The following is a 25,568-nucleotide window of genomic DNA, read 5'->3' on the forward strand; positions in this document are numbered from 1 at the left end:
ATGGCACGCATGCGGACAGTGGACGCGGCCGTCCTCATCCTCGAAAAAGAAGGCGCCACCCAGGCTTTCGGCCTGCCCGGCGCCGCGATCAACCCGTTCTACAGCGCCATGAAGGCGCACGGCGGGATCAAGCACGTGCTGGCCCGCCACGTCGAGGCCGCCTCGCACATGGCCGAGGGTTACACCCGCGCCGCCGCCGGCAATATCGGCGTCTGCGTCGGCACCTCGGGTCCGGCCGGCACCGATATGATCACCGGATTGTATTCCGCCAGTGCGGATTCCATTCCGATCCTGTGCATCACCGGGCAGGCGCCGGTGGCCAAGCTGCACAAGGAGGACTTCCAGGCCGTCGACATCTCGTCGATCGCCGCGCCGGTCTCCAAGTGGGCCACCACCGTGCTCGAGCCCGCCCAGGTGCCGGGCGCCTTCCAGAAGGCGTTCCACCTCATGCGTTCCGGTCGTCCCGGCCCGGTGCTGCTCGATCTGCCGATCGATGTGCAGCTGGCCGAGATCGAGTTCGACATCGAGACCTACGAGCCGCTCGAGGTGCACCGCCCGGCCGCGAGCCGCGCGCAGGCCGAGAAGGTGCTCACCATGCTGGCCGCGGCCGAGCGTCCGCTGATCGTGGCGGGCGGCGGCATCATCAATGCCGACGCCGCGGATCTGCTGCTCGAATTCGCCGAGCTGACCGGCATTCCCGTGGTCCCGACCCTGATGGGCTGGGGCGCCATCGGCGACGACCACCCGCTGCACGCGGGCATGGTCGGCCTGCAGACCTCGCACCGCTACGGCAACGAGACCCTGCTGGCCTCGGACTTCGTGCTGGGCATCGGTAACCGGTGGGCCAACCGCCACACCGGCGGCATCGACACCTACACCAAGGACCGCACCATCGTGCACGTCGACATCGAGCCGACTCAGATCGGCCGTGTGTTCGCGCCCGATTACGGTGTCGTCTCCGATGCGGGCGCCGCGCTGAACGCCTTCATCGCGGTCGCGCAGGATCAGAAGGACGCGGGCACCCTGCCCGACCGCTCCGAGTGGGCCACCCAGGTGCGCGACCGCAAGCGGAACCTGCTGCGCAAGACCGACTTCGACAATATCCCGATCAAGCCGCAGCGCGTGTACCAGGAGATGAACCGCGCGTTCGGACCCGACACCCGCTACGTCACCACCATCGGGCTGTCGCAGATCCAGGCGTCGCAGATGCTGCACGTCTACAAGCCGCGGCACTGGATCAACGCCGGCCAGGCCGGGCCGCTGGGCTGGACGCTGCCCGCCGCGCTGGGTGTGGCCACGGCCGACCCGAGCACCCCGGTCGTCGCGCTGTCGGGTGACTACGACTTCCAGTTCCTCATCGAGGAATTGGCCGTCGGCGCCCAGTTCAACATTCCGTACATCCACGTCGTGGTGAACAACTCGTACCTGGGCCTGATCCGTCAGGCGCAGCGCGCGTTCGACATGGACTACTACGTGCAGCTGTCCTTCGAGAACATCAACAGCCCGGACGTCAACGGCTACGGTGTCGACCACCTCAAGGTGGCGGAAGGCCTGGGCTGCAAGGCCGTTCGCGTCACCGACCCGAGCAAGCTGGGCGCGGCGTTCGACGAGGCCAAGCAGCTGCTCGCCGAGCACCGGGTGCCGGTGCTGGTCGAGGTCATCCTCGAGCGCGTCACCAATGTGTCCATGGGTGCGGCGAACATCGACGCCGTCACCGAATTCGAGGAGCTCGCCGAATCGTTCGACGACGCCCCCACCGCCATTGCGGCGCAGCCGGAGTTCGAAGCGGCGGGGAGCGCGCGATGATCCAGGTGCGCGGCGGCAACAAGGGGTGGAACGAAGGACATGTGGTCGTCGCCCCTGACAAGTTCAAGGGCTCGCTCACCGCTCCCGAGGTCGCCGCGCACCTGGCCGCCGGGCTCCGGCAGGCCCGGCCGGACATTCCGGTCGTGACCGTGCCGGTCGCCGACGGCGGCGACGGCACCGTGGACGCCATGGTGGCCGCGGGCTACGCCGGCCTGCAGACCGCCGTGACCGGGCCGATCGGCAACCGCGTCGTCGCCTCCTTCGCCATGAAGGGGGAGTCGGCCGTCATCGAACTGGCCGAGGCCTCCGGGCTGCGGCGCCTGCCCGATCAGCCCACCCCGGCTACCGCGCTGGCGGCGACCAGCGCGGGCACCGGCGATCTGATCCGCACCGCGGTCCTGGGTGGTGCGCGACGGGTCGTCCTGGGTCTGGGTGGCAGTGCCTGTACCGACGGCGGAGCGGGCATGCTCACCGCGCTCGGCGCGCGCCTGCTCGACGCCGACGGCCGGGTACTGCCGCCCGGCGGTGCGGCCCTGCAGCGGCTGGAGAGCATCGATCTCACCGGCCTGATGAGGGTGCCGGTGGTCGTGGCCTCCGATGTCGACAATCCGCTGCTGGGTGAGCGCGGCGCGGCGGCGGTGTACGGGCCCCAGAAGGGCGCGGGCACAGCCGAAGTCGCCGAACTGGAGCGCGGTCTCGCGCGCTTCGCCGAGGTGGCGCGGCGCGAGCTGGGCCACGATGTGGCCGATCGTCCGGGGGCGGGAGCCGCCGGCGGGGTCGGCTTCGCGGCGCTGGCGTTCCTCGGCGCGAACATCCGGCCCGGTATCGAGATCATCCTGGAGCAGGTCGATTTCGACGCCACCCTGGCCGGCGCCCGCCTGGTGCTCACCGGGGAGGGTTCGCTCGACGAGCAGACCCTGCACGGCAAGGCCCCGATCGGCGTGGCACGCGCCGCGGCCAAGGCCGAGGTGCCGGTGCTGGCCGTCTCCGGCCGGCGCCTGATCGAACCGAGTGAATTGCGCCCCTACGGAATAGAGGACGCCTACGCCCTCACCGATATCGAACCCGATCCCGAGGTCTGCATGAGCAATGCCGGGGATCTGCTGGAGCAGTTGGCCACGCGGATCGCCGCCGATCACCTGGATCGCGAACTGTCCCGTTGAACCCCCAGTGAGAGAAGACATGTCGGATTTCACCAGCCTCCCGGATCTCGCCCTGCGCAGTAATCGTGGCGCGGTCGTCGCCGCCAACGACGAATCCTTCGAGGAGCGCGAGAACCTCATCCAGCCGTGGGAACCCCGGTTCTCCCCGGAGACCTTCGGGCCCAAGGGCCAGGAGTACGACGGCTGGGAAACCCGGCGCCGCCGCAGTCCGGGCAACGACTGGGCGATCGTGCGGCTGGGACTGACCGGTGTCATCCGCGGCGTGGTGGTGGATACCGCCTGGTTCAAGGGCAACTACCCGCCGCACATCTCGGTGGAGGCCTGCCGCGTTTCGGGTTATCCGTCCGTGGCGCAACTGAATTCGGCCGCCAAGTGGGTGGAGATCGTGCCCAAGAGCGCGATCGGCGGCGACGCCAAGCACGAATTCCCGGTCTCCGACGAGCGTGTCTTCACTCATGTGCGGTTGAACATGCATCCGGACGGCGGCATCGCCCGCATCCGCGTGCACGGTGACGTGGTCCCGGACCCGACCATGCTGACCGGGCTGACCGTGGACCTCGCGGCGCTGGAGAACGGCGCCCGGGTCGAGGCCTGCTCCAACATGTTCTACTCGGCCCCGGACAATATGCTGGCCCCCGGCCTGGCCCGCAACCAGGCCGAAGGCTGGGAGACCGGCCGCCGCCGCGACGACGCCAACGACTGGGCGACCATTCGCCTGGCCGCCCAGGGCATCCCGGACCTCATCGAATTCGATACCACCAACCTGGTTTTCAACTCCCCGGGTGAAATCCGCTTGCTGGCCATCGATCACGACGGCACCGGCCCCCTCCCCGGCGCCGACGACCCGGCCTGGTTCGAACTCCAGCCCCGCACCCCGGTCCAGCCGGACACCCCGCACCGCTTCCGCGTCCGCCCCGACGCCCAGCGCCCCGCGACCCACGTCCGCCTGGACATCTACCCCGACGGAGGCGTAGCCCGCCTGCGCGTCCTCGGCTCCCTCACCCCCACCGCCGAGCGCACCCTGAACTCGCGCTGGGGCGCGATCTAGGCGACAACCCGCCCAGCTCGCGCGCGAGGGCGAAGCCCCGCACCTGCCTACCCAAGGTGCGGGGCTTCTTCATGCCCGAAACCTGGCAACACCAAGGTGTTCCGCGACGGCCGGGCCGAAGCTCGGCCTAACTCAGCGTCCGTGCGTACTCTTCCAACGACAACTCCGCCGGCGAGAATTGCGCCGGAGACTTTCCGCGCGCGAGATGAGCGGCCAGGTCCCGCATCGATCGCGTGTACGTGAGTATCGACGCCAGCGGATAGGCCAGAATCGCGACACCGAGATTCGCGAACTCGGCCGGTGCAAGATCCGGGGTCTTCCCCGAGACCGCGTTCATCATGACCGGGACCGGCATCTCCCGCACCAGGGTCTCTATCTCCCGCGGCGACTGCAGCATTTCGACCAGAACCAGATCCGCCCCCGCATCGGCATAGGTGCGAGCTCGACGCACTGCCTCATCGAACCCGAGTGGTAACCGTGCATCGGTGCGGCCGATGATCACGAAGTCCGGATTGCTCCGGGCATCGACCGCGGCGCGAATCCGATCGGCGTGCTCGGCTGCCGAGACCAGCTCCAGACCGGCCATGGCGCCGCACTTCTTCGGCATGACCTGATCCTCCAGATGGATCGCACAGACCCCTGCTGCCTCGTATTCCTGCACCGTGCGGGCGACATTCACCGAGTTGCCGTAACCCGTATCGGCATCCGCTATCACCGGTACGCCCGTCGCGGCAACGATCGCGCGTGCACGCATGACCATCTCCGTCATGGTGAGCAGTCCGATGTCGGGCGCCCCGAGCAACGAGGCGGAGGTTCCATTTCCGCTCAGGTAGATCGCGGGAAAGCCGGCGGCCTCGAATACCTTCGCGGCCAAGGCGTCATGCGCACCCGGGGCCACGATCATCCGGGACTCCGACAGCAGTTGCCGCAGGCCGGACGCCATCGACATCACCCCAATCTCACACGGTTCGAATGCGAGCAACGATAGCTCGACGTGTGCTGGAGTGTAAAGAGATCGCGTCTTCGGCCATTGTTCGATGTCCTTGCCGGACAGACTGTTACGGGCGGTGCCATTCGGTCGCCGGTGAGAGCCGGTCCGGACCAATGCCGTTGAAGACGGGCTCGAAACGAAAGAAGAAGTGGCGGAGGGTGAGTGCCGAGGTGGCGGCCATGCCGAGGCCGAGACCCGTCAGTGCGCCGAGAGCGCCGAGGTGGGCGGGGAAGGCCAGCAGGACGGCGGTGGGCACGCCGATCGCCCAGGAGCCGGTGATAGCCAGCAGGAAGCCCGTGGTGGTGGCGTGCAATCCGCGGAGCAGGGCGATGCCGAGGTGCTGGCCGGCGTGGAAGAACTGCAGGAGTACGGCCATGAGCAGGAGCCAGCGGGCGAGGTCGGCGACGGTGTCCGTGGTGTCGCCGTGCAGGAACAGGCGCACTATCCAGTCGGCCCAGAAGAGGTAGAACAGGCCGGCGCATACGGGTACGACGGTTGCGCGGCGTAGCGCGCCCCACGCTACCGCGCGGGCCTCGTGGCTGCGGTGCCGGGCGACCGCGTGGCTGACGAGGACCGAGGCGCCGTGTGCGAGGCCGGTGGCTGCTTGTGCGGCGATGTGCATCAGTTGGGAGACAACGGTGTACGCGGCCAGTGCTTCGGGGCCGAGGGCGCCCATGACGGTGGCCAGGAGGGAGAACATGCCGGTTTCGGCGCCGTAGGTGAGGGCGATCGGCGTGCCCAGCCGGAGGTCGGTGCGGACGCTGTGCCGAGTCGGGCCGGTCGGGCCGTGGGGGAGGGCGGGGCCGAGTTCGCGGTCCCTGCGGACCGCCGTCCACAGGGCCAGGAAGATCAGGGTGTAGCCGACGGACATGGCGATGCCGAATCCGGTGAGCCCCAAGGCCGGAAACCCGCCCCAGCCGTGAATGAACATCAGGCCCAGCCCGGCATTCACCGGCACCGCGGCCAGGGCCACCAGCATGAGCTTGCGCGGGCGCTGCCGGCCCACGAGGTATTGCCGCATCACCAGGAACCACAGGCTCGGCACCAGCCCGGGTGCGAGGCCCAGCAGTACGACCCGCGCGCCGCCCACCACCTGCAGGTCCTGGCTCATCCACCGCAGCGCCCACCCGAGCCCGACGAGGAGCAGTGTCCCGAGCACTCCGGAGCTGGTCGCGATGAGGAAACTCGACCGCAGTACGTCCTCGATCCCGGTATCCGCCACCGACTCCGAGGACGCGCCGAACCGATCGAGCTCGCCCAGTACCCCGGCCACCCGGTTCTCGGTCGCGCTGATCAGTCCGGCACAGGTATTGCGCACCTGATCGAACAACATCAGCGCCAGCCCACCGGCCGCCAATTCCCGGACGCCGAGCCCGCCGATCAACGCAATATAAATAGTGGAAACTCCCACCAGCGCCCACTGGGTTACCGCAAGTTGCACACCCAGCGTCGTGAGCTGCCCACCGTCGAGCCGTGCCATTAAACCTCCAGCCATACACCATGATTGGAGAAATATCACGCGACGTAGCGGTCTTCGGAGAATGAGGAACAGCGGAGCCATGCGCTGCCAAGGAATCATACTCGGAGATAACAGCAATTATCGAGCAAATGAGTATGAGTGTCGGAGGGCAATGCCGGAATGTCCGAAGCAGTGACGCTTCGGATTTGATGGAGTGCCCTGTGCCGGTTTCCCGGCCAATTCGCGCCGACTTTCCGCGACCACGCAGTGCGGCAATTGCAATCCGAGCCGGACCCGGGAACCGGCGACCTCGATTACCACTTCGATCCCGCTCACGCCTGCTCACCACCGACGGCTGCCACTGAAAATCACTCGGCCGGTGACTGATCATCGGATTCGTACACTCGTGTCATGACGTCGAGTGCGGAAGTAGCGGTGCTGCCACCGAGTCTGGTGGAAATGGTGACGCGACATGTGCGTGCCGAGGTCCTGAGTGGCGGGTTCGAGCCGGGGGAGCGGGTGGGGGAGGAGGCACTGTGCGCGCGGCTGGGGACGAGCCGGGCGCCGGTGCGGGAAGCGCTGAGATTGCTTGCGCAGGAAGGGCTCATCGAGCATCTGCCGCGGCGCGGGTTCCGGGTGGCGGTGTGGTCGGCGACGGACATCCTGCAGTTGTTCGAGTTGCGGCGGGTGCTGGAACGGCATGCGATGGAATCGGCGTTTCCGCTGGCGGAGCAAGGCGATCCGCTGCGGGAGGTGCGGGCGGCGCTGGAAGATATGCGTGCCGCGGACGCGGCAGGGGATCTGTTCGAGCGGGACAATGCACACCGGCGGTTTCACGGTGCGATCGTCGCGCTGGCGGGCAACCGGCAGCTGGATCTCGCCTACGCGCCGATCCTGCTGAAACTGCAGCTCCCGATGGCGCGCAATATGCGCAGGGAGGAGCGGGTGACGGCGCGGCGCAATGGCATCCGGCGGCACGAGGATCTGCTCGCCGCCCTGGAGACCAATGACACCGCGGTGGCCTGCGCGGCCTTGCGGCAGCACGGGGAGCGGGCCTACCTGGATCTCGAGATCCGCTAACACAGCGGATACATACGGAGACAACCGACTTCACACATTCTGTCGACAATCGACAAATGCGGATATCGGGCCCCACCATCGCGGAGATCCTCGCCTCGCACGAGAGCGGCAGCGGATCACCGACCGCCACGGCAGCACGCGTCGCGGACGCCATGACCGCCGCCGGGGACGACGGGACCTGGATCACCCGGCGCTCCCGGGACGAATTGCTCACCGCGGCAGCGGAAATCGAGCGGCGACCGGGAGCGCGGACACTACCGCTGTACGGTGTCCCGTTCGGGGTGAAGGACAGCATCGATGTGGCGGGCCTGCCCACCACCCTCGCCTGCCCGGACTACGCCTATACCGCCACGGAGACCGCACCGGCGGTGCAGCGGCTGCTGGATGCCGGGGCCTTGTGCGTCGGGAAGACCAACCTGGACCAGTTCGCCACCGGGCTCAACGGCACGCGCACGCCCTATCCGATACCGCGCAGTGTGTACGGCGACGAGTTGATCTGCGGCGGTTCGAGTTCGGGCTCCGCGCGGGCCGTCGCACTCGGGCAGGTGCCGTTCTGTGTCGCGACGGATACCGCGGGCTCGGGCCGGGTGCCCGCCGCGCTCAACGGCATTGTGGGCTGGAAGCCCTCGCGTGGACTGATCAGCGCGGTCGGGCTGGTGCCCGCCTGCAAGTCACTGGACTGCATGACGCTGATGGCCGCCACGGTCGAGGATCTGGACCGGGTCTTCGAAGTGATCGGCGCGGTCGACCCGAATGATCCGTGGAGCCGAACCCGCGGCCCGCTTTACGACGGCACCCGGCTGCGGGTGGGGCTGCCCGCCGAGGACGAGCTGGAGTTCTTCGGCGACGACGTCTTCGGGGTCGCGCACCTCGCCCTCCGCGATCGTCTCGCCCGCCTCGGCTTCGACTGCGTCACAACGACGTTGCGGCCGTTCCTCGACGCGGGTGAACTGTTGTACCAAGGCCCGTGGGTGGCCGAACGACTGGTCGAATTCGGCGACTTCCTGGCCGAGCATCCCGAGTCCATTCTGCCGGTCATCCGCGAAATACTCACCGGGGGATACCGATTCGACGCCGTCGACGTCTTCCGCGCCCAGCAGGAGCTGCAGCGGCTGCGATCGGTGGTCGCGCGGTTGTGGGCGGACTTCGATGTGATGGTGGTGCCTACCATCGGCACCACCTTCACCGTGGGGGAGGTCCTCGCCGACCCGATTCGCACCAATACGGTCCTGGGCCACTACACCCACTTCGGAAACCTGCTGGATCTCACCGCCATTGCCGTCCCCGCCGGTACGACCGCGGACGGCAGGCCGCTCTCGGCCATGGTGCTGGGCCCCGCGCTCAGCGACGACACCGTACTGGCGGCCGCCGCCCGCCTCCTCGACGAGCCGCGCCCCGTGCGGGCGCAGACCCACATCCGGCTCGCACAGAAAGAACCACGATGACCGCAGTCCACGAAATCCCGGCCCGGCCGGGACCTTTCACCTTCGACCCGCACACCGTCGCCTTGCTCATCATCGATATGCAGCGCGATTTTCTGCTGCCCGGCGGCTTCGGCGAGAGCCTCGGCAATGATGTCGCCCTGCTGCGCACGGTGATCGATCCGCTCGCCGACCTGCTCGCCGCCGCCCGGAGCTGCGGGATTCCGGTGATCCACACCCGGGAAGGTCACCTGCCCGACCTCTCCGACTGCCCGCCCGCGAAACTACTGCGCGGCAATCCCTCCCAGCGCATCGGCGATCCCGGACGCTTCGGCCGCATCCTCATCCGGGGCGAATACGGCCACGACATCATCGACGAACTCGCCCCCGCGCCCGGGGAAGTCGTGATCGACAAGCCCGGCAAGGGCGCCTTCTACGCCACCGAACTCGAAGCCGTCCTGAACGACAAAGAGATCCAGACCCTGCTCGTCACCGGCGTGACCACGGAAGTATGCGTGCACACCACCGTCCGTGAGGCGAACGACCGCGGCTACGAATGCCTGGTCGTCTCCGATTGCGTCGGTTCGTATTTCCCGGAATTCCAGCGCGTGGGACTGGACATGATCGCCGCACAGGGCGGCATCTTCGGCTGGGTCGCCCCCGCGGCCCCGGTGATCGGCGCACTGTCGATCGCCACTTCGAACACCCCGGTCTCCTCGACCACCCCGGCTTAGCGAACAGGAATTCCGATGTCCGTCGATGCCCCCGCCGGCCCGCAATCCGCCACCGTCACCCCGATGCCGCTGCCGTGGTGGACCCGCGGCGATACCAATGCCTTCTTCGGTTTGTCGTTCAATATCCTCGTCAATGTCCTTACCCTGACGACTCTTTCGATCGCGGTCGTGAAGATCCCCGGTCGCGATGTGCTCGGCACCATGCTGCCCGCGCTGGGTGTCGCGCTGGTGCTGGGCAACTGCTACTACATGGTGCTCGCGCGGCGGCTGGCCCGGCGTGAGGGCCGCGATACGGTGACGGCCCTGCCGTACGGCCCGAGTGTGCCGCACATGTTCATCGTGGTCTTCGTGGTCATGCTGCCCATCTATCTGAAGACCCACGATCCGATCAAGGCCTGGTCGGCGGGATTGGCGTGGGCGTTCATGATCGGCGTGATCGTGATCATCGGCGCGCTGGTCGGCCCGTACATCCGCCGGATCACACCGCGCGCCGCCATGCTCGGCACCCTTGCGGGCATCTCGATCACCTTCATCGCCATGCGTCCTGCCGCGCAGATGTTCGACGCTGCCTGGATCGCGCTGCCTGTGCTCGCCATCATCCTGATCGGGTTCTTCACCGATGTCCGCCTGCCCGGCAATATCCCCATCGGCCTGGTCGCTCTGCTCGTCGGCACGGCCATCGGCTGGATCGGCGGCTATATGTCGGTTCCCGAAGTCACCAAGGCTGCCCACGATATCGCCGTCGGCCTGCCGACCCTGCGGCTGCATCTACTCTTCCAGGGCCTCGGCAACCTCTCCCCGCTGCTCGCGACCGCAATTCCCTTGGGCGTCTACAACTTCACCGAGGGCATGAGCAATGTAGAGAGCGCCGCGGCCGCCGGCGACAACTACAACCTCCGCAGCGTCCTCCTGGCCGACGGGTGTGGCGCGATAATCGGCTCCGCCTTCGGTTCGCCCTTCCCGCCCGCCGTCTACATCGGCCACCCCGGCTGGAAGGACGCCGGCGGCCGCACCGGCTACTCCCTTGCCAGCGGCGTGGTCATCGGCCTCATGTGCCTGCTGGGCCTTTTCGGCGTGCTCTCCACCATCCTCCCGATCCCCGCGATCGTCCCGATCCTGCTCTACATCGGCCTCCTCATCGGAGCCCAAGCGTTCCAGGCAGTTCCGCGCCTGCACGCGGTAGCCGTGGTCGCCGCCCTCATCCCCAATATCGCCGAATGGGCCACCGGCCAGATCGACGATGCCCTCAGCGCTGCCGGCACCACCGCCGACAAGGTAGGCATGGACGCCCTGGGCCAGGCAGGCGTCGTCTACGACGGTATGAAGACTCTCGGCGAAGGCGGTGTCCTGGCCGGTCTGGTCCTGGGCACGATAGTCACCTTCATCCTCGAAAAGCGGTTCCGCACAGCAGGTATCGCGTGCGTGATCGGCGCCGCCCTGGCCTGGATCGGCCTCATTCACGCCGGTCAGGTCGCCTGGGCCGCGGCCCCGAAGGTCACCCTCGGCTACCTCTTCTTCGGAATCATCTGCCTCGCCTGCTCTTTCCTCCCGGCAGTCCGAGCCCAATCCGAACCCGCAGCCGAATCGGAACCTCGCGCAGCGGAGGAGGTTCACCAGGCGGGCTAGCGCGCGGTCAGTCCTCGAGGGCTTCCTTCGCGGGGGCGTAGCCGGCCTGAGCGGATTTGCGGTACACGCGTCTGGCGGTGTCGGTGCGCCCCATGGACTTCCATTGGTCGCCCAGGGCTTTGAGGGCGACCATGTCCCCGTCCTGTTCCACCTCGCGGTAGAGGATTTCGGCTCGATCGTCCTCGCCCCTGGCCTCGTGAACCGTTGCCAGGTGGACTTTTCCGAGGATGTGGCCGTGATCGACGTAGCGCCGGTACCAGTAGGCGGCTTGGCTGAGGTCGCCCGCCTTCATACACATATGACCCAGGGTGAGCATCGAGAGCGTTTCACCGCTCTCGGCGGCCTGCCGGTACCAGCGTTCGGCTTCGGTGCGGGCGCCGCGGTTTTCGAGAAGTCGCGCCAGGAAGGACATGGAAAGGGCGTCATTCAGTGCGGCGGCCTGGCGTAGGAGCCGCTCCGCTTCGCCGATATCACCGCGTTTCTGGCTGTCGCGGGCCCGGGCCAGCAACTGACCGACTTCACCACGGCGACGGCCGGCTCTCGGTGATCGTGAATTGTCCTTGGGTGCTTCCGGTTTCGGCGCGACGGCCGGCGCCTCACCCGTGAGCAACGCCAAGGCCTGCGGGATCGCGGGACGTAGCTCCGGCAACGCTGCCGCAATAGCAGTAGCGTCTGCGGCGCCCACCGCCCCGTCACTGTCGAGCCGCTGCTTCAACGATCGCCCCGAAACCAGCCGCATCACGATCCACGGCGTCCCACCATCGGTGACGACATCCAGCACCCCGACAATATTCGGATGGTCCCGCAGCCGCGCGACATTACGAGCCTCCCGCTCGGCCCGAGCCACCCGCTCCGCATGCTCCGCACCGGATTCCGCCTGCGGCAACAACACTTCCTTCACCGCCACATCGACCCGGGACCGCTCATCCCGAGCCCGCCACACGGTCCCGAACCCCCCACTCCCCAACTTCTCGATCAGCCGATACCGCCCCGCAAGCACCCACCCTGGTCGTCCCACCGCCGACATGAAGGCCCCTACCAGTTCTGCGCCCCAGCAACATCCAGAACCAGTAAACCCTACTCGAACCCGGACATCCCCGTCCCGGTCCAGCGCCACCGATCACCCTCACCAGTGCAAGCGCGCCAGTCCGTGCCTGGTCAGCGGCCGCGCGACCACCGACTGATACCGTCCGGTTCTTCGGTTGATACAGAGGCAATCTCAGGGTGAACGCCGAGGGGCGGTCCCCGGTCTGTGCGGCATGCGCCGCTCGGACATCGGTCGTGTGTGGAAGCCGGCCGATCACGGATTCGCCTCGGGTCAGAAGTGGCCGCCGTCGAGTTGGAGGGTGCGGCCGGTCATGTACGAGGCGTCGCCGGAGGCCAGAAAGGCGTAGCCGGCGGCGATTTCGGCCGGGTCGGCCAAGCGGCCGAGGGCTCCGTGCGTTGTCAGCCATTCGGTCATGGGGATCTTCCCGGCCAGCTTGGGGTGCTGGTAACTGGCGGCGTGTTCGGCGGCCATGTCGGTCGCGGTGCCGCCGGGGGCGATGGCGTTGATGGTGATTCCGCGTGCGCCGAGTTCGGGGGCCAGGTTGAGGACCATCGACTCGACCGCGGCCTTGGAAGAGGCGTAGAGGGTGTGGGCGAAGATCGCACGGGAGGCGCTGACCGAGGAGGTCAGGACGATCCTGCCACCCGCACGCAGGCGGGCGGCGGCGTGCTGGGCGGCGAAGAACTGGCCGCGGGTATTGACGGTGTAGACGCGGTCGAAGTCGGCGGGGGTGACATTCTCCAGAGCGTCGAAATGCTCGATGCCCGCGCAGGAGGCGAGGATGTCGAGCTGTCCGAACTCTGCCACCGCGTATTCGATCAGGGCCTCGGTCTCATCGGGGTCGGCCACATCGGCCCGCATCGCGATCACCTCGGCGCCTTGGGTTTTCAGCTCGGCGACAAGTTCGTCGGCGGCCTCCCGGCCGCTGCGGTAACCGATGGCGACGGCCGCGCCCTCACCGGCCAGCCGGGCGGCGACAGCCGCGCCGATTCCCCGGCTGCCGCCGGTCACCACTGCCACCTTGCCCGCGAACCGCGGGGTTCCTGCTGATGTCATCACTTCTCACCTTGTTCCTGTATCGAAGGGATTCCGAAGACGCGTCAGGGCTTTCCGGTGACGGCTTTGTCGATCCAGTCGTACAGAATCGCCTCGGCGTCGGGATTGCCCATGTGCGGGCGGCCGCCCAGGGCGACGAGGTCGGCGTCGCGACCTCGTGTGGCGGCGAGGATGCTGTCTTCGATCGGGAAGATGGAGTCCTCCATCCCGTTGATGAGGAGCACCTTGCACGACGGGGTGTCGAGCACTCCGGAGTCGGCGAGGCTGAACTTCTTCGCCTCGGAGCGGTACCGCGCGACCGCGGTTGCCGGATCCGGATCGCGGTAGCCGAATTTGCAGGCCAGCGCCTCGGATAGGGCGAACGGGTATTCCATCTGGTTCTGCGCGGTGATCCAGTCGGGGTCGAACATATGATGGCAGCCGCCGCCATGCGCCACGACCGCGACGAGCCGCTCGGCATGGGTGTGTGCGGCACGGAGCACGTGGTAGCCGCCGGTGCTGACACCCCGGGCGAGAACCTGCTCAGGATCGAATCCGTGTTCGGCGGCGGTGGCGGCCACCCAGTCGAGGACGCTGCTCAGTAACCGGTCGGACGCCGCCGGGTCGTTCGGCGCGGCCGGACAGTCGCCGGTGCCGGGGATCTCGAAAATCACTGTCGCATAACCGCGCTCGACGTGCACCTGGGTGCTGGGCGTCTGATCGGTGCGGTAGCCGTCCAGCCCGCATACGAACAGCAGTACGGGCCATCCGCCCGCCGGCCGCGGTCCGAGGGGCAGCCGCAGGTATGCCGGGATGCCGGCGTCGAGATCCCCGGCGGAGGTGTCGGCATGGGTGAACGGAATGTCGACCGGAATACTCGGCGGGTCGAGCAGGCGGCCGGCTTGTTCATATGCGGCCTTGCCTTTCTCCCATGCTTCGCCGCTCAGTGGGGATCGGTTGATGGGGAATCGCGCGATCCGATATACGGCCGCCGCGCGCAGGAACAGGCCCCGCGCCACCGGCGTGTCACCGTTCGACAGTGCCTGCTGCGCAGCGGTTTCGAGCCGGTCCGCGACCGGGAGGAACGGCCGGGCGTAGTCGTCCGGCCGGTACAGCACGTCCGGATCGTCAGCGGAGGTCCGGATGAGTTCGGCGAAGATCGGCTCGAAGTCCTCGATCCGGCCGTCGGTGAACGGATAGATTCCGGCCGCGCACGCCGTGCGCCACTTCGATGACCACAGTGCCGACACCGAATCATGGTGTGCGGCATACGGGAAACCATCGCGCACGACCGTGGCTGCCGACTGGATGTGGAAGGGGTGAGAGGTGATTCCGATGCTCATGATCTACGAACCTCACGATGTTCGGCGGGTGCCGCGTGGCCCCGGAAGACTTATATCAGTTAACATATCAGGCAACTGATATTCGTCAATAGGGCATAAGGTTGCCCCACGAGGAGAGGACAGTCGGTGCCTGAAGACTTCGGCCAGCGGTTGCCGTACATGATGCGGATGGTCAGCAACGAGCTGTCGCGCCGGCTCGAACGGGCCCTGCGCCCGTTGTCACTCACGCACGCCCAGCTCGCGGCACTGGCGCAACTCGGACTGGAAAGCCCAGGGGCGCTGACCAGCTCGGAACTCGGACGCCGGGCCGGCGTCACCACCCAGTCCATGTCCACCGCTACCGCCGCCCTGCTCGACCGCGGCCTCGTGGTCCGCGCCCCGGATCCCACGCACGGCAGGAGACTGGACATCCAGATCACCACTGCCGGAATGGAATTGCTGGAACGGGCACAGGCCGCCACGAAGCAGGTGGAAGAACGAGCTCTGGCGCCGCTGACGGCGGAGCAGCAGCGTGAGTTTCGTACGGTGCTGCGGCAGCTCATGTCCGCGATGGACGTCTACGTTCCCGAATCCGATGATCGGACGTGACCGCGGTGCGGGATTACTGTGGCGGCGTGGGATTCAGCGAATATGGACCGGGTGATGTCGTCTACTTCCCGGAGGGGCCGTTCAGTGGGGTGTGCGCGGTAGTACAGGAGGTCGATGCGCGGCGGGAGGAGCTGCGCATCGACTTCCGGGAGGGCACCGTGCATCGGGAAGGGGGCGTGCTGCGGGAGCAGCGGCACAGCTTCACCGTGGGGTTCGACGAGGTCGAGTTGCTCTAGCGGCGGTAGGTGTCGGCGATCTGATGGCCCATGCGTTCCAGCAGGAGCTCGGTGAGCGGGCGGTTCCGGCTCGTGTCGAGCGCGGTGCTGTCCGCGAGGGCGTGGACCTGCGTGAAACCTGCTGTGGACCAATGATTTCGGGGGAGGGTGCTGCGGCCCGCCACCGCGATCACCGGGATCGGAGCCGCGCGGCCGGCGATGACGGTCGGGAGTTTGCCGTGGGCGGACTGGTCGTCGAGGCTGCCCTCGCCGGTGATGACCAGGTCGGCGCGGGCCGCGTGGGTGTCGAAATCCAGTAGATCGAGGAAGAATTCGGCACCCGAGATCAGTTGCGCGCCGAGCAGTGTTGCGGCGAAACCGATTCCGCCGGCACTGCCCGCGCCCGGTGCCGCGGCCAGGGCCTGAGCCTGCGGAAAACCGGATTTCGCGAGGACTTTCACGAGATGCGACAGTCCCCGGTCCAGGAGGGTGACCTCGCTGTCCGACGCACCCTTCTGCGGACCGAAGACATGCGCCGCACCGCGCGGACTCGTCAGGGGATTGGTGACATCCGAGGCCACCACGAGCTCGACGCCGCGTAGCTCGATCGCCGAACTCGCGTCGATCCGTGCGAGCGCCGAAAGCGCACGCCCGCATGGATACAGCGGTAGCCCGGCCGCGTCCAGCCCGCGGATACCGAGAGCCGTCAGCAGCCCGAGACCGCCATCGGTACTCGCACTGCCACCCAAAGCCAGCACCAGCCGCGCCGGCCGATGCCGCAAGGCCTGCCGGACGGCCTGGCCGAAACCGAGACTGGAGGCGTCCAGCGCACTGAGCCGGCCACCGGGCAGCGTGGCGAGACCGCAGGTATCCGCGATCTCCACCAGCGCTGTCCGTGTGTCCTGAGCACCGCCGGACACCGCGATCCGGGCTCGATGCGGCAGACCGGTCGCACCCGCCACCGTCACGGTGTGCGCGGTGTATCCGGCCCGGATCGCGGCCGCCACACTGCCGTCGCCGCCGTCGGCCAGCGGTAGTTCGATGGGGTGGGCGCCCGCGGCGGCCAGGCCGCGGGCCAGGCAGTGCGCCACTTCCGCGGCGGACAGGCTGCCCTTGAACTTGTCGGGTGCGATCAGTACGCGCATGGTGAGCTTTCCGGTCAGCCGAGCAGGCGGATGAGCCAGGCCGCGGTGATCACGGTGGTCACCCCGCCGATGCGGGTGGATATCTGGGCGAAGGGCATCAGGTTCATGCGGTCGGCGGCGGACAGGATCGCCACATCGCCGGTGCCGCCGAGCCCGCTGTGACAGACCGTCACCAAGGCGGCGTCGACCGGATACATGCCGATTGCCTTGCCGACCAGGAATCCGGTCAGCGCCATGGTGAGAACCACTGCGGTGCAAGTGATCACGTATCCGACGGACAGTACCGCCATCACATTGTTCAGTGGCAGGTACACCATGCCGAGCCCCACCATGGTGGGAAAGATGAAGAACCGCGAGATGATCGTGTACACCGCCCGCGCGTCCGCCTCCACCGCGGGCGGGAACACCCCGGCGAGCTTGCACAGCACCGCGAGGATGATGACCACCACCGGCGCGGGCAGATGTATCAGCTTCCCCAGCAGGGAAGCGAAGACGAACAGCCCCGTGATCATCAGGACCCCGAGCGCATAGTTCGGTTCCCGCTCGGGCGGCGTCTCCTGCTGCGGCACGATCAGTTCCGGCACCGATTCGTGTACCAGCCGCCCGCCACCGTCCAGTTGCGGACGCCTGTCCCCGAGCCGCCGCAGCACGCCCGCGGTGACGATCGCGGCGATATTGCCGATGATGGCTGCCGGAATCAGTTCCGCCACATAGCTTCCGGGCTCACCACCGAGCGCGGAGGCGTAACCCGACGACAGCGGAATGACACCCTCGCCGATGCCACCGCCGAGAATCGGGACCACGATGTAGAACAGCGACCGGTGAAAACTGTTGCCGAACAACATGGCCACGCCGAGCCCGACCGTCACCGCCGCGGCCGTGCCCGCCACCAGCGGCGGGAAGATCCGCACCAGCCCGCCGATCATGAGCTTGCGGCTCATGCCGAGAATGCTGCCCACCACCAGGGTGGCGATCACGAAGTACAGGAAGTTCGCCTGCTTCATCAGCGCGGCGACGGCCTTCACGGTATTGCCGTCGAATACCTTGGCGTACACCAGGATCGACGGCGCCATCAGGCAGACCAGCGCTCCGCCGCCGATCCGCGAGACGATCGGCAGCCGATTACCCAGCGGGCCGAGCAGCATGCCCAGCCCGACGATCACCGCCAGGCCGCCGATCATGTCCTCCGGAATCGCCCGGCAGATCCCCGCGATCAGCACGATCGCGGTCAGTACCAGCGGAACCAGTAGCGGCACCCCGTCGATGTCGGGTATGACACGCCATGCGGCCCGTGGCGCCTTGCTCGTGGAACTCATTGCCGCTCACCGGATTTCCAACGCTGCCCGGATCGCCTTGCCCAGCGACTCGGTGGTGCCCGTACCGCCCATGTCGGGGGTCAGTACGTCCCCGCCGGCCGCGAGCACGGATTCGATCGCCGCCAGGACGGCGGCGGCCGCCGCAGGCTCCCCGAGATGCTCGAGCATCATGGAAGCGCTCCAGATCTGCCCGATCGGATTCGCGATCCCCTGCCCGGCGATATCCGGGGCCGAACCGTGCACCGGTTCGAACAGGCTGGGGAAGTGCCGCTCCGGGTTGATGTTCCCGCTCGGCGCGACGCCGATGGTGCCGGCGCAGGCGGGCCCGAGATCGCTGAGGATATCGCCGAACAGGTTGCTCGCCACCACCACGTCGAACCAATCGGGATGCAGCACGAAATTCGCGGTCAGAATATCGATGTGGTACTGATCCACGGCGACATCGGGGAACTTCGCCGACATTTCCGCCACCCGCTCGTCCCAATAGGGCATCGAGATGGAAATACCGTTGCTCTTGGTGGCCGAAGTCAAATGCTTACGCGGCCGCCGCTGCGCCAATTCGAAGGCATACCGCAGGATTCGATCGACACCGGTGCGGGTCATCACCGTCTCCTGCAGCACGGTTTCCCGTTCGGTGCCCTCGAAGATCCGCCCGCCGACGCTCGAGTATTCGCCCTCGGTGTTCTCGCGCACCACATAGAAATCGATATCGCCGGGTGCGCGCCCGGCCAGCGGGCTGGCCACGCCCGGCAGCAGCCGCACCGGCCGCAGGTTCACATACTGGTCGAAATGCCTGCGGAACTGCAGCAGACTGCCCCACAGCGAAACATGGTCGGGCACCACCTCGGGCCAGCCCACCGCGCCGAAGAAGATGGCGTCGAAGGATTTCAGCTGATCGAACCAGCCGTCGGGCAGCATTTTCCCGTGCGCGGTGTAGTAGTCGGCGCTCGCGTAGTCGAAATACTCGAGATCCAGGGTGAAATCGAAGGCGGCCGCGGCGCCCTCCAATACCCTGATGCCCTCCGGTACAACCTCTTTCCCGATGCCGTCGCCGGGAATGATCGCGATTCGGTGCTGTGTCCCCATCGTTGCGGATCTCCTCACTGCCGATCAGGGTTCGGTGTTTGTCGGCTGGATCACAACGGTAGGCTGCGGTATCCCGGGAGTGAAAGTACGGACAGCGCAAGAGACTTTTTCCCGCTCGGAAACAGTGACCGGAGGTATGCGTGCGCAGCGGACTGGGCGATGACATTCTGTTCTTCGACATCGTCGCCCGCTCCCGCAGCCTGACCGAGGCCGCCCGCGAATTCGGCGTCTCGGTCTCGGCGGTCAGCAAGCGGCTCGCCCAGCTCGAGGCCCGCCTGGGCGTCCCGCTCATCCAGCGCACCACCCGCCGCTTCACACTCACGCCCGAGGGCGAGCGCTATGCCGCCGGCGCCGCACGGCTCGCAGCCCAGCTCGAGGAGCTGGAAGACTCGATCGCCGAACAGCACGACGAGCTGCGCGGCAGATTGCACGTACGCTCCACCATCGGTCTCGGTCGCGCCCATATCGCGGACCTGGTGGCCGAGTTCGTGGCCCGGCATCCGGCGGTGCAGGTCGACCTCGAACTCTCCGCCGTACCTCTGAATATCGCCGGCACCGGTTTCGATCTCGATATCCATGTCGGCCCGCTCCCGGATTCCCGCCTGACCGCCAAACGCCTCTGCCGCAACCGCCGGATAGTCTGCGCCGCACCGCAATACCTCGCCGAACACGGCGCCCCGGCCGATACCGCGGAACTCGAACAGCACAACTGCATCGTGCTGCGCGAGAACGAAAGCGATTACGTCCTCTGGCGATTCATCGAACCCGCCCGCGGCGAGACCGCGGTCCGCGTCGCGGGCAACCTCGTCAGCAATGACGGCGACGTGATCACCCGCTGGTGCCTCGAGGGCCGCGGCCTGATCATGCGCTCCCTGTGGCACGTCGCCCCGCTGCTGCGGGACGGCTCCCTGATCCAGGTGCTGCCCGATATCCGGACCCCCAGCGCCGACGTCTACGCCGCCTACGCCGGCGCGGCCGTCCTGCCGCGACGCACGAAGGCCCTGCTCGACCATCTCGAGCAGGGCCTGAATGCCAGGATCGGGCAATACTGAGCGCCGCGCGTTACGAGGCGACCGCGGGCCGCGCCGCGGCCTGATTCCGCCGGGCCGAGATCACGGTCCACCCGAACAGCAGGGCGAACACCGCCACCATGAGCACCTGCGAGGCCGGCGCCGCGAGCCGCACCGGCAGGGCGTAGATGGCCGCGATGCGCAGCGAGGCATCGATCAGCAGCGCGATTCCCCACACCAGCGAGACCCGGTACCAACGAGCCCACATGGCACCGGTTTTCGCGGTGGCTTCGAATTCCTCCTGCTCGGCAGTCCCGGCCGAGCGGGCGAAACGCTGGGCCGCGTAGAAGGCCAACGGCCGCTTGATGATGCAGCTGCCGACGAAGACCAGCCCGGCCGTGCCCGACATGGCGCAATCCTTCACGAGCACGAACCGGGCATCACCGGTGGCGAAGGTCAGGGCCAGGCTCGCACCGAACAGGGCCAGCAGGAACAACGCGAACGGGTCGAGGCGGCGCTGCCGCACCCCCACCCACACCATGCGCAGCCCCGAGACGAGAGTGCCGATGAGCAGTGCGAGGTAATTACTCGCCCCGCACAGGTCGGCGATGAAGTAGGCGATGACGGGCAGGCCGATGTCGTAGATCAGCGTGGCGGCGAGGCCACGGACAGGTGCAGGCATGACAACTCCCGATCGGTTCTGGGAAATAGGCGGAATGAACAAGCTTTCCGGTTCGCGGGAAATGAATTGTGTTGCTGTCGAATACATTTCCTCGCCAGGCATCGAAAACATTACTTTTACGGCCGGCGCCGGTCATGCGCCGAACACCGTATTTCCGGGTGGAGAGGGTCTCCACCCGGATCTCCACCGCGAGCCGTACGACTCCGGTGCGGCGGCGACGTAGTCTTCGAAGGCGCTTCGGAGGGAGGTACCGCAGATGAGCGATCCCGAATGGGACAGCAAGCGTCCGGAACGATTCTCCGACGTCCTGGTGCGGCCCGTGATGGTGGCCGTGGCCATTGCCGGCACGGTGATCGAGTGGCCGATGAGCCGGATCCCCTATCCGGGCTGGGCGCTGCCGTTGTTCCTGCTCACCTCGCTGGCCGCGGTGGCCACCGCCCTGCCGTGGACCCGCCTGTCCGCCCGGCGGCAGGTCGCCCTCATGAGCGTCTTCATGGGGTCGGCGGCGCTGGTACTCCCGATGATCCACACCACCACCGCGGGAGCCTTGTTCCCCTTTGTCGCGGCCGCGGCCGCCGGTGAGAAGCTCTCGTCCCGGCGCGCCGCGCTCGCGATCGTCATCCTGGGCGGAATCACGGCCACGGTGGCGGCCCAGGTGATCGGGCGACTGGACCCGACCGCCAGTCAATGGTCGTGGTGGGCCCCGCTGACCGTCATCCTCCCGGTGTGGATCGGCTTCTCCAACCGTTATCGCCAGGACGCGCTCCGCAATGCGCAGCGCGCCGTGGAACAAGAACGCCGCGCCGCCGAACAGGACCGTCGCGCAGCCGAATCCGAGGCCCGCGAAGCCGCGTTGATCGAACGCGGCCGCATCGCCCGCGAAATCCACGATGTCCTCGGCCATTCCCTGTCCGGCATCGCCCTGCAACTCGATATGGCCGACGCCCTCCAAGAGAGCGGCCGCGAAGCGGAAGCGAACGCCGCCGTCCGCCGCGCCCGCGCGCTGGCCGTGGACAGCATCGGCGAAACCCGCCGCGCGGTGCACGCCCTGCGCGAGGACAGCCAGCCGCTACCGGATACCTTGCGCCACATGGCCGCAACCTTCGCCGCCGACTGCGACATCACCGGCGCCGAACGCCCACTGCCCCCCGATGCGACCCACACCCTGGTCCGCGTCGCCCAGGAGGCGCTGACCAATGCGGCCAAACACGCACCGGGCGCGCCCGTCTCCCTCCGGCTCGTCTACGCCGCCGGGCACACTACGCTGACGGTGACGAACGGACCCGCGACGCACGCCGGCGGGCACGCCGACGGCACCGGTATGGGCCTGGCCGGCATGCGCGAACGGGTCGCCCTGCTGGGCGGCGTGCTGCGCGCCGGACCGGAGCCGGGGTCCGGCTGGACGGTGGAAGTGGAGATACCTGCGTGAACACCATCAGGCTGGGTGTGGCCGATGATCAGGCGACGGTGCGCGAGGCGCTGGCCATCATGCTCGACCTCGATCCCGATATCGAGGTCGTCGCCACCGCCACCAATGGCCAGGAAGCCACCGAACTCGCCGCCACCCATCGGCCCGACGTGCTGCTCATGGACCTCAATATGCCGGTGCTCGACGGCGTCGAGGCGACCAGGCGCATCCGGGAAACCAACCCCGCCACAGCCATTCTCGTGCTCACCACCTTCGAGGACGACGCCTCGATCCTGGCCGCGCTGCAGGCGGGCGCGAGCGGCTACCTCACCAAGGAAGCCGACCGCGCCACCATCCTGCAGGCCGTGCGGACCGCCGCCCAGGGCCAGACCGTCCTCGCTCCCGCGGTGCAGCGGCGATTACTGACCCTCGCGTCCCGCCAGCAGTCCGCCGCCCCGCCCGACGACCCGCAGCTTTCGCTGACCGCGCGCGAACGCGAGATCCTGCAACTCATCGGTGAGGGCCTGCGCAATCCGGAGATCGCCGCTCGCCTGGTGATCAGCGAGGCCACCGTGAAGACCCACATCAACAATCTGTTCGCCAAGGCCGGCTTCCACTCCCGCGCCGACGCCGTCCGCTACGCCCTCCGTTTCCAGAACTCCGCCGACACACCCTGATCGGGTCTCAGACGGCGATCGCTCCTGTGCTGACATGAGTTTCGGCTCGGAGCCGGCGGATTCGGTCGAGAACGGCGGCGGCGAGGTAGCAGCCCGCGGCCACCGACATGATGGTGAAACTGGCAGGCGCGGCGGGAATCTCGTAGGAGATGGTGATTCCCGCCCATACCGCGAATACGGCCAGCCCCGCGGAGAGCCAGAACGCCCGCCAGGGCCGGTTGGTCAGCCGGGCAGCCGCGGCCGGTGGGGCGGCGAGCAATCCCAGCACGACGATCGTGCCGACCAGCGGCGTGGCCTCGGCGACGGTCAGCCCGACCAGTCCGAGGAATACCGCACCCAGCACTCGCACGGGCACCCCCGCGGCCCGCGCGACCGCCGGATCGATGGACGCGAACAACAGCGGCCGGGCAATGAGCAAGAGCAGCACCACCGCACCGGCGGCGATGTACGCGGCCGTCGTCGCGGCCGACGCGCTGATCCCGAATATGCTGCCGAACAGGATGTTCACATTGGCGCTGCCGTTCCCGCCACTGCGATGCGTGGTGTAGTAGGCCAGGAACAGCACACCCAGCCCGAGCACCCACGAGAAGAACGATCCGATCGCGACATCATCGGAACCCCCGCGCGCCCCGCCCACACCCAGGGCCAGGCCGGCGATCACGGCGGCGGCGAAAAGCCCGGCGCGCGGATTGATTCCGGCGGCCAGCGCCGCCATCGCCCCGGTGTACCCGACGTGGCCGAGTGCGTCCCCGGCGAACACCTCACCGCGCTGCACCACGAAATACCCGGTCAGCCCGCACAATACGGCCACGGCCGTCCCGGCGAACAGCGCGTGCGCGATGAAAGGATGCGCGAGCATCGTCGAGATCGCGTTCATGCGGGCACCCCCTGCACCAGACGACCCGGCCGCACCGCCCGGTGCGCCCGCCGATCCAGCACTTTCCGCGCGGCCACACAGACCACATAGGCCGCGAAAGCGAAACTGCTGACCCAGAATCCGATCGGGTACGGCGTATAGAACGCGAATCCCATGCCCGCCCAGGTCGCGGCCAGCGCGATCACGACCGCCAGCGTGATACCCAGACCGGGATGACCCGTCAACTGATGCGCCGCCGCGGCCGGAGCCACCAGCAGCGCGAACACCAGCAGACTGCCCGTCACCTGACTGGTCCCCGCCGCCGCGATACCCAGCAGCACCAGGAATCCGGCCGACACCAGCCGCACCGGAACCCCGTGCGCCGCAGCCGTTCCCGGATCCAGCGACGCCCACATCAGCGGCCGACCCAGCACGAACAGCAGCACCAGGCACGGCACCGCCGCCGCGAGCAGGATCACGACCTGCTGCTGGGTGATCCCGGCGATGGTGCCGAACAACAGATTCGTCAGCCCGGACAGGAAACCGTGATAGAGACTCACGAACAACATGCCGCAGGCCAGCGCGAACGCCTGCACGGTCCCGATCACGGCCGACTGCTCACCGCCGCCGCGTGAGCGCACCGCCCGCGGAATCACCGCGATGACCAGTGCCGCACCGATACACGCGATGAAGTACCCGTACCCGGCGGCCACACCGAGCCAGACCGCCGCCGCCGCACCGGGAAACCCGACGGTGGCCAGCGTGTGCCCGGCGAAGCTCTCCCGCCGCAACACCATCATCCAGCCCACCGCCCCGGCCACCACCGCCACGATCGAGCCCGCCCGCACGGCATTGACCATGAACGGGTACGCCAGCATGCCGCGCACGTCCTGCACCAGATTCCAGGTCGCGACCGGATTCATCCGTCCTGCCTCGCAATCGGATTCGGCACCGCGTGCCCGGCCGCGACATCCGGCTGGCCGACCACGATGAGCCGCCCGGTGCTGTCCTTCAGGACCTCGATCGGGATCCCGTACAGCGCGGTGAGTTTTTCCCCGGTGATGACCTCGTCCGGTGTCCCGGTCAGGGCGGTGCCGCGCGCGACGTACACCAGCCGATCCAGGTACGGCAGAATCGGATTCACATCGTGGGCGACCATCATGACCGCCACGTTCTCGCGCCGGCACACGTCACGGATGAGCGCGCTGATCCCCGCCTGGCTCGGCACGTCCAGGCTGTCCAGCGGCTCGTCGAGCAGCAGCAGGCGCGGCCGGCGGATCAGCGCCTGCGCGATGAGCAGCCGCTGCTGTTCACCGCCCGAGCACTGCCCGATCGGCCGGCGTGCGTAGGCGCTCGCGCCGACCAGGTCGATCACTTCGTGCAGGCGGCGCTGCTGTTCGGCATGCCGTTGCGGCGCAATGATTCTCGACAGTCCCGGAATCGGCGTGCCCCAGCGGGCGCCGTCCAGGCCGAGCCGCACGATGTCGATGCCGCGAATACGCACGCTCGCGTCGAATGCGCGCCGCTGCGGCAGATACCCGATCCCGGATCGATTGCGTCCGGGCGGCCCGCCGAGCACCGCGATCTCGCCGGTGGCGGGGGTCAGTCCCAGAATCGTATTGAGCAGCGTGGACTTTCCGGCCCCATTGGGCCCGAGCACCGCCACCAGCTGTCCCGGCTCGATATCGAGCGAGACTCCCGACCACACCCGTTTACCGCCCACTACCGCCGCGGCGCCCCTCATGCGAACCACGGAGGCGGGAGCGGAAACGAGCGGCGGGGCCGCGATGTCCGTGGTCATCGCGGCCCGCGCCTTGATCTCGGTCATGAC

General features: G+C 67.9%; 25 protein-coding genes. 13 read left to right on the forward strand and 12 right to left on the reverse strand.

Translation table 11 applies throughout. The features are described 5' to 3' along the window. The 3 genes from gcl to alc are packed head-to-tail and all read left to right on the forward strand — an operon-like array spanning position 1 to position 4,017. Positions 1 to 1,806 (forward strand): glyoxylate carboligase, encoded by a 1,806-nt coding sequence (gcl, locus tag ACH438_RS06680; RefSeq protein WP_397001969.1) that lies wholly within the window; start codon positions 1 to 3, stop codon positions 1,804 to 1,806. After that, entirely contained in the window at positions 1,803 to 2,969 is a 1,167-nt protein-coding gene (locus ACH438_RS06685; protein WP_397001971.1) for a glycerate kinase, read from the forward strand. The genes gcl and ACH438_RS06685 overlap by 4 nt, the downstream gene beginning before the upstream one ends. Before the next feature lie 19 nt (positions 2,970 to 2,988). After that, positions 2,989 to 4,017, forward strand: coding sequence for an allantoicase (gene alc, locus ACH438_RS06690; protein WP_397001973.1), 1,029 nt, complete (start codon positions 2,989 to 2,991; stop codon positions 4,015 to 4,017). Positions 4,018 to 4,144: 127 nt separating this feature from the next. On the opposite strand, the gene ACH438_RS06695 is transcribed toward alc, so the two are convergent. Continuing rightward, complete coding sequence (locus ACH438_RS06695) at positions 4,145 to 4,966, reverse strand: oxaloacetate decarboxylase (RefSeq protein WP_397001975.1); 822 nt, start codon at positions 4,964 to 4,966, stop codon at positions 4,145 to 4,147. 109 nt (positions 4,967 to 5,075) lie between these two features. Continuing rightward, positions 5,076 to 6,488, reverse strand: a complete 1,413-nt coding sequence (locus ACH438_RS06700) for an MATE family efflux transporter (RefSeq protein ID WP_397001977.1) — start codon at positions 6,486 to 6,488, stop codon at positions 5,076 to 5,078. 390 nt (positions 6,489 to 6,878) lie between these two features. Here ACH438_RS06700 and ACH438_RS06705 point away from each other — a divergent pair, with 390 nt between their 5' ends. The 4 genes from ACH438_RS06705 to ACH438_RS06720 are packed head-to-tail and all read left to right on the forward strand — an operon-like array spanning position 6,879 to position 11,328. After that, complete coding sequence (locus ACH438_RS06705; RefSeq protein ID WP_397001979.1) at positions 6,879 to 7,547, forward strand: GntR family transcriptional regulator; 669 nt, start codon at positions 6,879 to 6,881, stop codon at positions 7,545 to 7,547. Between the two features lie 56 nt (positions 7,548 to 7,603). Continuing rightward, the gene (locus tag ACH438_RS06710) at positions 7,604 to 8,992 is read left to right on the forward strand and encodes an allophanate hydrolase (RefSeq protein ID WP_397001981.1); all 1,389 of its coding nucleotides are present in this window, start codon (positions 7,604 to 7,606) and stop codon (positions 8,990 to 8,992) included. Continuing rightward, a complete protein-coding gene (locus ACH438_RS06715; RefSeq protein ID WP_397001983.1) occupies positions 8,989 to 9,702 on the forward strand; it encodes a cysteine hydrolase family protein in 714 nt (237 codons plus the stop codon). Before ACH438_RS06710 ends, ACH438_RS06715 begins: the two co-directional genes overlap by 4 nt. Before the next feature lie 15 nt (positions 9,703 to 9,717). Further along, entirely contained in the window at positions 9,718 to 11,328 is a 1,611-nt protein-coding gene (locus ACH438_RS06720) for a regulator (protein ID WP_397001985.1), read from the forward strand. Between the two features lie 7 nt (positions 11,329 to 11,335). Here the strand turns inward: ACH438_RS06720 and ACH438_RS06725 are convergent, their stop codons facing one another. The 3 genes from ACH438_RS06725 to ACH438_RS06735 all read right to left on the reverse strand — a co-directional run bounded on the left by ACH438_RS06725 (position 11,336) and on the right by ACH438_RS06735 (position 14,754). Next, a complete protein-coding gene (locus ACH438_RS06725) occupies positions 11,336 to 12,355 on the reverse strand; it encodes a Sel1-like repeat-containing protein kinase family protein (RefSeq protein WP_397001988.1) in 1,020 nt (339 codons plus the stop codon). A gap of 291 nt (positions 12,356 to 12,646) precedes the next feature. Continuing rightward, complete coding sequence (locus tag ACH438_RS06730; protein ID WP_397001990.1) at positions 12,647 to 13,432, reverse strand: SDR family NAD(P)-dependent oxidoreductase; 786 nt, start codon at positions 13,430 to 13,432, stop codon at positions 12,647 to 12,649. Positions 13,433 to 13,476: 44 nt separating this feature from the next. Then, positions 13,477 to 14,754, reverse strand: a complete 1,278-nt coding sequence (locus ACH438_RS06735) for an alpha/beta hydrolase family protein (protein ID WP_397001992.1) — start codon at positions 14,752 to 14,754, stop codon at positions 13,477 to 13,479. Between the two features lie 126 nt (positions 14,755 to 14,880). Here ACH438_RS06735 and ACH438_RS06740 point away from each other — a divergent pair, with 126 nt between their 5' ends. Together ACH438_RS06740 and ACH438_RS06745 are read left to right on the forward strand one after the other, a co-directional pair. Further along, positions 14,881 to 15,342, forward strand: coding sequence for a MarR family winged helix-turn-helix transcriptional regulator (locus ACH438_RS06740; RefSeq protein ID WP_397001995.1), 462 nt, complete (start codon positions 14,881 to 14,883; stop codon positions 15,340 to 15,342). Positions 15,343 to 15,368: 26 nt separating this feature from the next. Next, complete coding sequence (locus tag ACH438_RS06745; protein WP_397001997.1) at positions 15,369 to 15,578, forward strand: hypothetical protein; 210 nt, start codon at positions 15,369 to 15,371, stop codon at positions 15,576 to 15,578. Here ACH438_RS06745 and ACH438_RS06750 read toward each other — a convergent pair. The 3 genes from ACH438_RS06750 to ACH438_RS06760 are packed head-to-tail and all read right to left on the reverse strand — an operon-like array spanning position 15,575 to position 19,104. Further along, the gene (locus ACH438_RS06750; RefSeq protein ID WP_397001999.1) at positions 15,575 to 16,702 is read right to left on the reverse strand and encodes a glycerate kinase; all 1,128 of its coding nucleotides are present in this window, start codon (positions 16,700 to 16,702) and stop codon (positions 15,575 to 15,577) included. The two genes, ACH438_RS06745 and ACH438_RS06750, sit on opposite strands and share 4 nt — an antisense overlap. A 14-nt stretch (positions 16,703 to 16,716) precedes the next feature. Beyond that, complete coding sequence (locus ACH438_RS06755; protein WP_397002001.1) at positions 16,717 to 18,018, reverse strand: 2-hydroxycarboxylate transporter family protein; 1,302 nt, start codon at positions 18,016 to 18,018, stop codon at positions 16,717 to 16,719. A gap of 6 nt (positions 18,019 to 18,024) precedes the next feature. Next, complete coding sequence (locus ACH438_RS06760) at positions 18,025 to 19,104, reverse strand: tartrate dehydrogenase (RefSeq protein ID WP_397002003.1); 1,080 nt, start codon at positions 19,102 to 19,104, stop codon at positions 18,025 to 18,027. Positions 19,105 to 19,244: 140 nt separating this feature from the next. Here ACH438_RS06760 and ACH438_RS06765 point away from each other — a divergent pair, with 140 nt between their 5' ends. Further along, positions 19,245 to 20,156, forward strand: coding sequence for a LysR family transcriptional regulator (locus tag ACH438_RS06765; protein WP_397002005.1), 912 nt, complete (start codon positions 19,245 to 19,247; stop codon positions 20,154 to 20,156). Between the two features lie 10 nt (positions 20,157 to 20,166). Here the strand turns inward: ACH438_RS06765 and ACH438_RS06770 are convergent, their stop codons facing one another. After that, entirely contained in the window at positions 20,167 to 20,796 is a 630-nt protein-coding gene (locus tag ACH438_RS06770; RefSeq protein WP_397002007.1) for a VC0807 family protein, read from the reverse strand. Here ACH438_RS06770 and ACH438_RS06775 point away from each other — a divergent pair. From ACH438_RS06775 to ACH438_RS06785, 3 genes are read left to right on the forward strand one after another with little or no spacing between them, the layout of a single operon-like run. Continuing rightward, positions 20,795 to 21,019, forward strand: coding sequence for a hypothetical protein (locus ACH438_RS06775; RefSeq protein ID WP_397002009.1), 225 nt, complete (start codon positions 20,795 to 20,797; stop codon positions 21,017 to 21,019). The two genes, ACH438_RS06770 and ACH438_RS06775, sit on opposite strands and share 2 nt — an antisense overlap. Before the next feature lie 33 nt (positions 21,020 to 21,052). Continuing rightward, the gene (locus tag ACH438_RS06780) at positions 21,053 to 22,225 is read left to right on the forward strand and encodes a sensor histidine kinase (RefSeq protein ID WP_397002014.1); all 1,173 of its coding nucleotides are present in this window, start codon (positions 21,053 to 21,055) and stop codon (positions 22,223 to 22,225) included. Then, the gene (locus ACH438_RS06785; protein WP_397002016.1) at positions 22,222 to 22,881 is read left to right on the forward strand and encodes a response regulator; all 660 of its coding nucleotides are present in this window, start codon (positions 22,222 to 22,224) and stop codon (positions 22,879 to 22,881) included. The genes ACH438_RS06780 and ACH438_RS06785 overlap by 4 nt, the downstream gene beginning before the upstream one ends. 7 nt (positions 22,882 to 22,888) lie before the next feature. On the opposite strand, the gene ACH438_RS06790 is transcribed toward ACH438_RS06785, so the two are convergent. Genes ACH438_RS06790 through ACH438_RS06800 form a run of 3 tightly spaced genes read right to left on the reverse strand, consistent with a single transcriptional unit; the run spans position 22,889 to position 25,565 of the window. Further along, a complete protein-coding gene (locus ACH438_RS06790) occupies positions 22,889 to 23,758 on the reverse strand; it encodes a metal ABC transporter permease (protein ID WP_397002018.1) in 870 nt (289 codons plus the stop codon). Next, positions 23,755 to 24,660 (reverse strand): metal ABC transporter permease, encoded by a 906-nt coding sequence (locus ACH438_RS06795; protein ID WP_397002020.1) that lies wholly within the window; start codon positions 24,658 to 24,660, stop codon positions 23,755 to 23,757. Before ACH438_RS06795 ends, ACH438_RS06790 begins: the two co-directional genes overlap by 4 nt. Further along, a complete protein-coding gene (locus tag ACH438_RS06800) occupies positions 24,657 to 25,565 on the reverse strand; it encodes a metal ABC transporter ATP-binding protein (protein WP_397002022.1) in 909 nt (302 codons plus the stop codon). Before ACH438_RS06800 ends, ACH438_RS06795 begins: the two co-directional genes overlap by 4 nt. Positions 25,566 to 25,568: the final 3 nt, after the last annotated feature.

It is taken from the genome of Nocardia sp. NPDC020380 (assembly GCF_044386975.1).
Lineage (GTDB): Bacteria > Actinomycetota > Actinomycetes > Mycobacteriales > Mycobacteriaceae > Nocardia.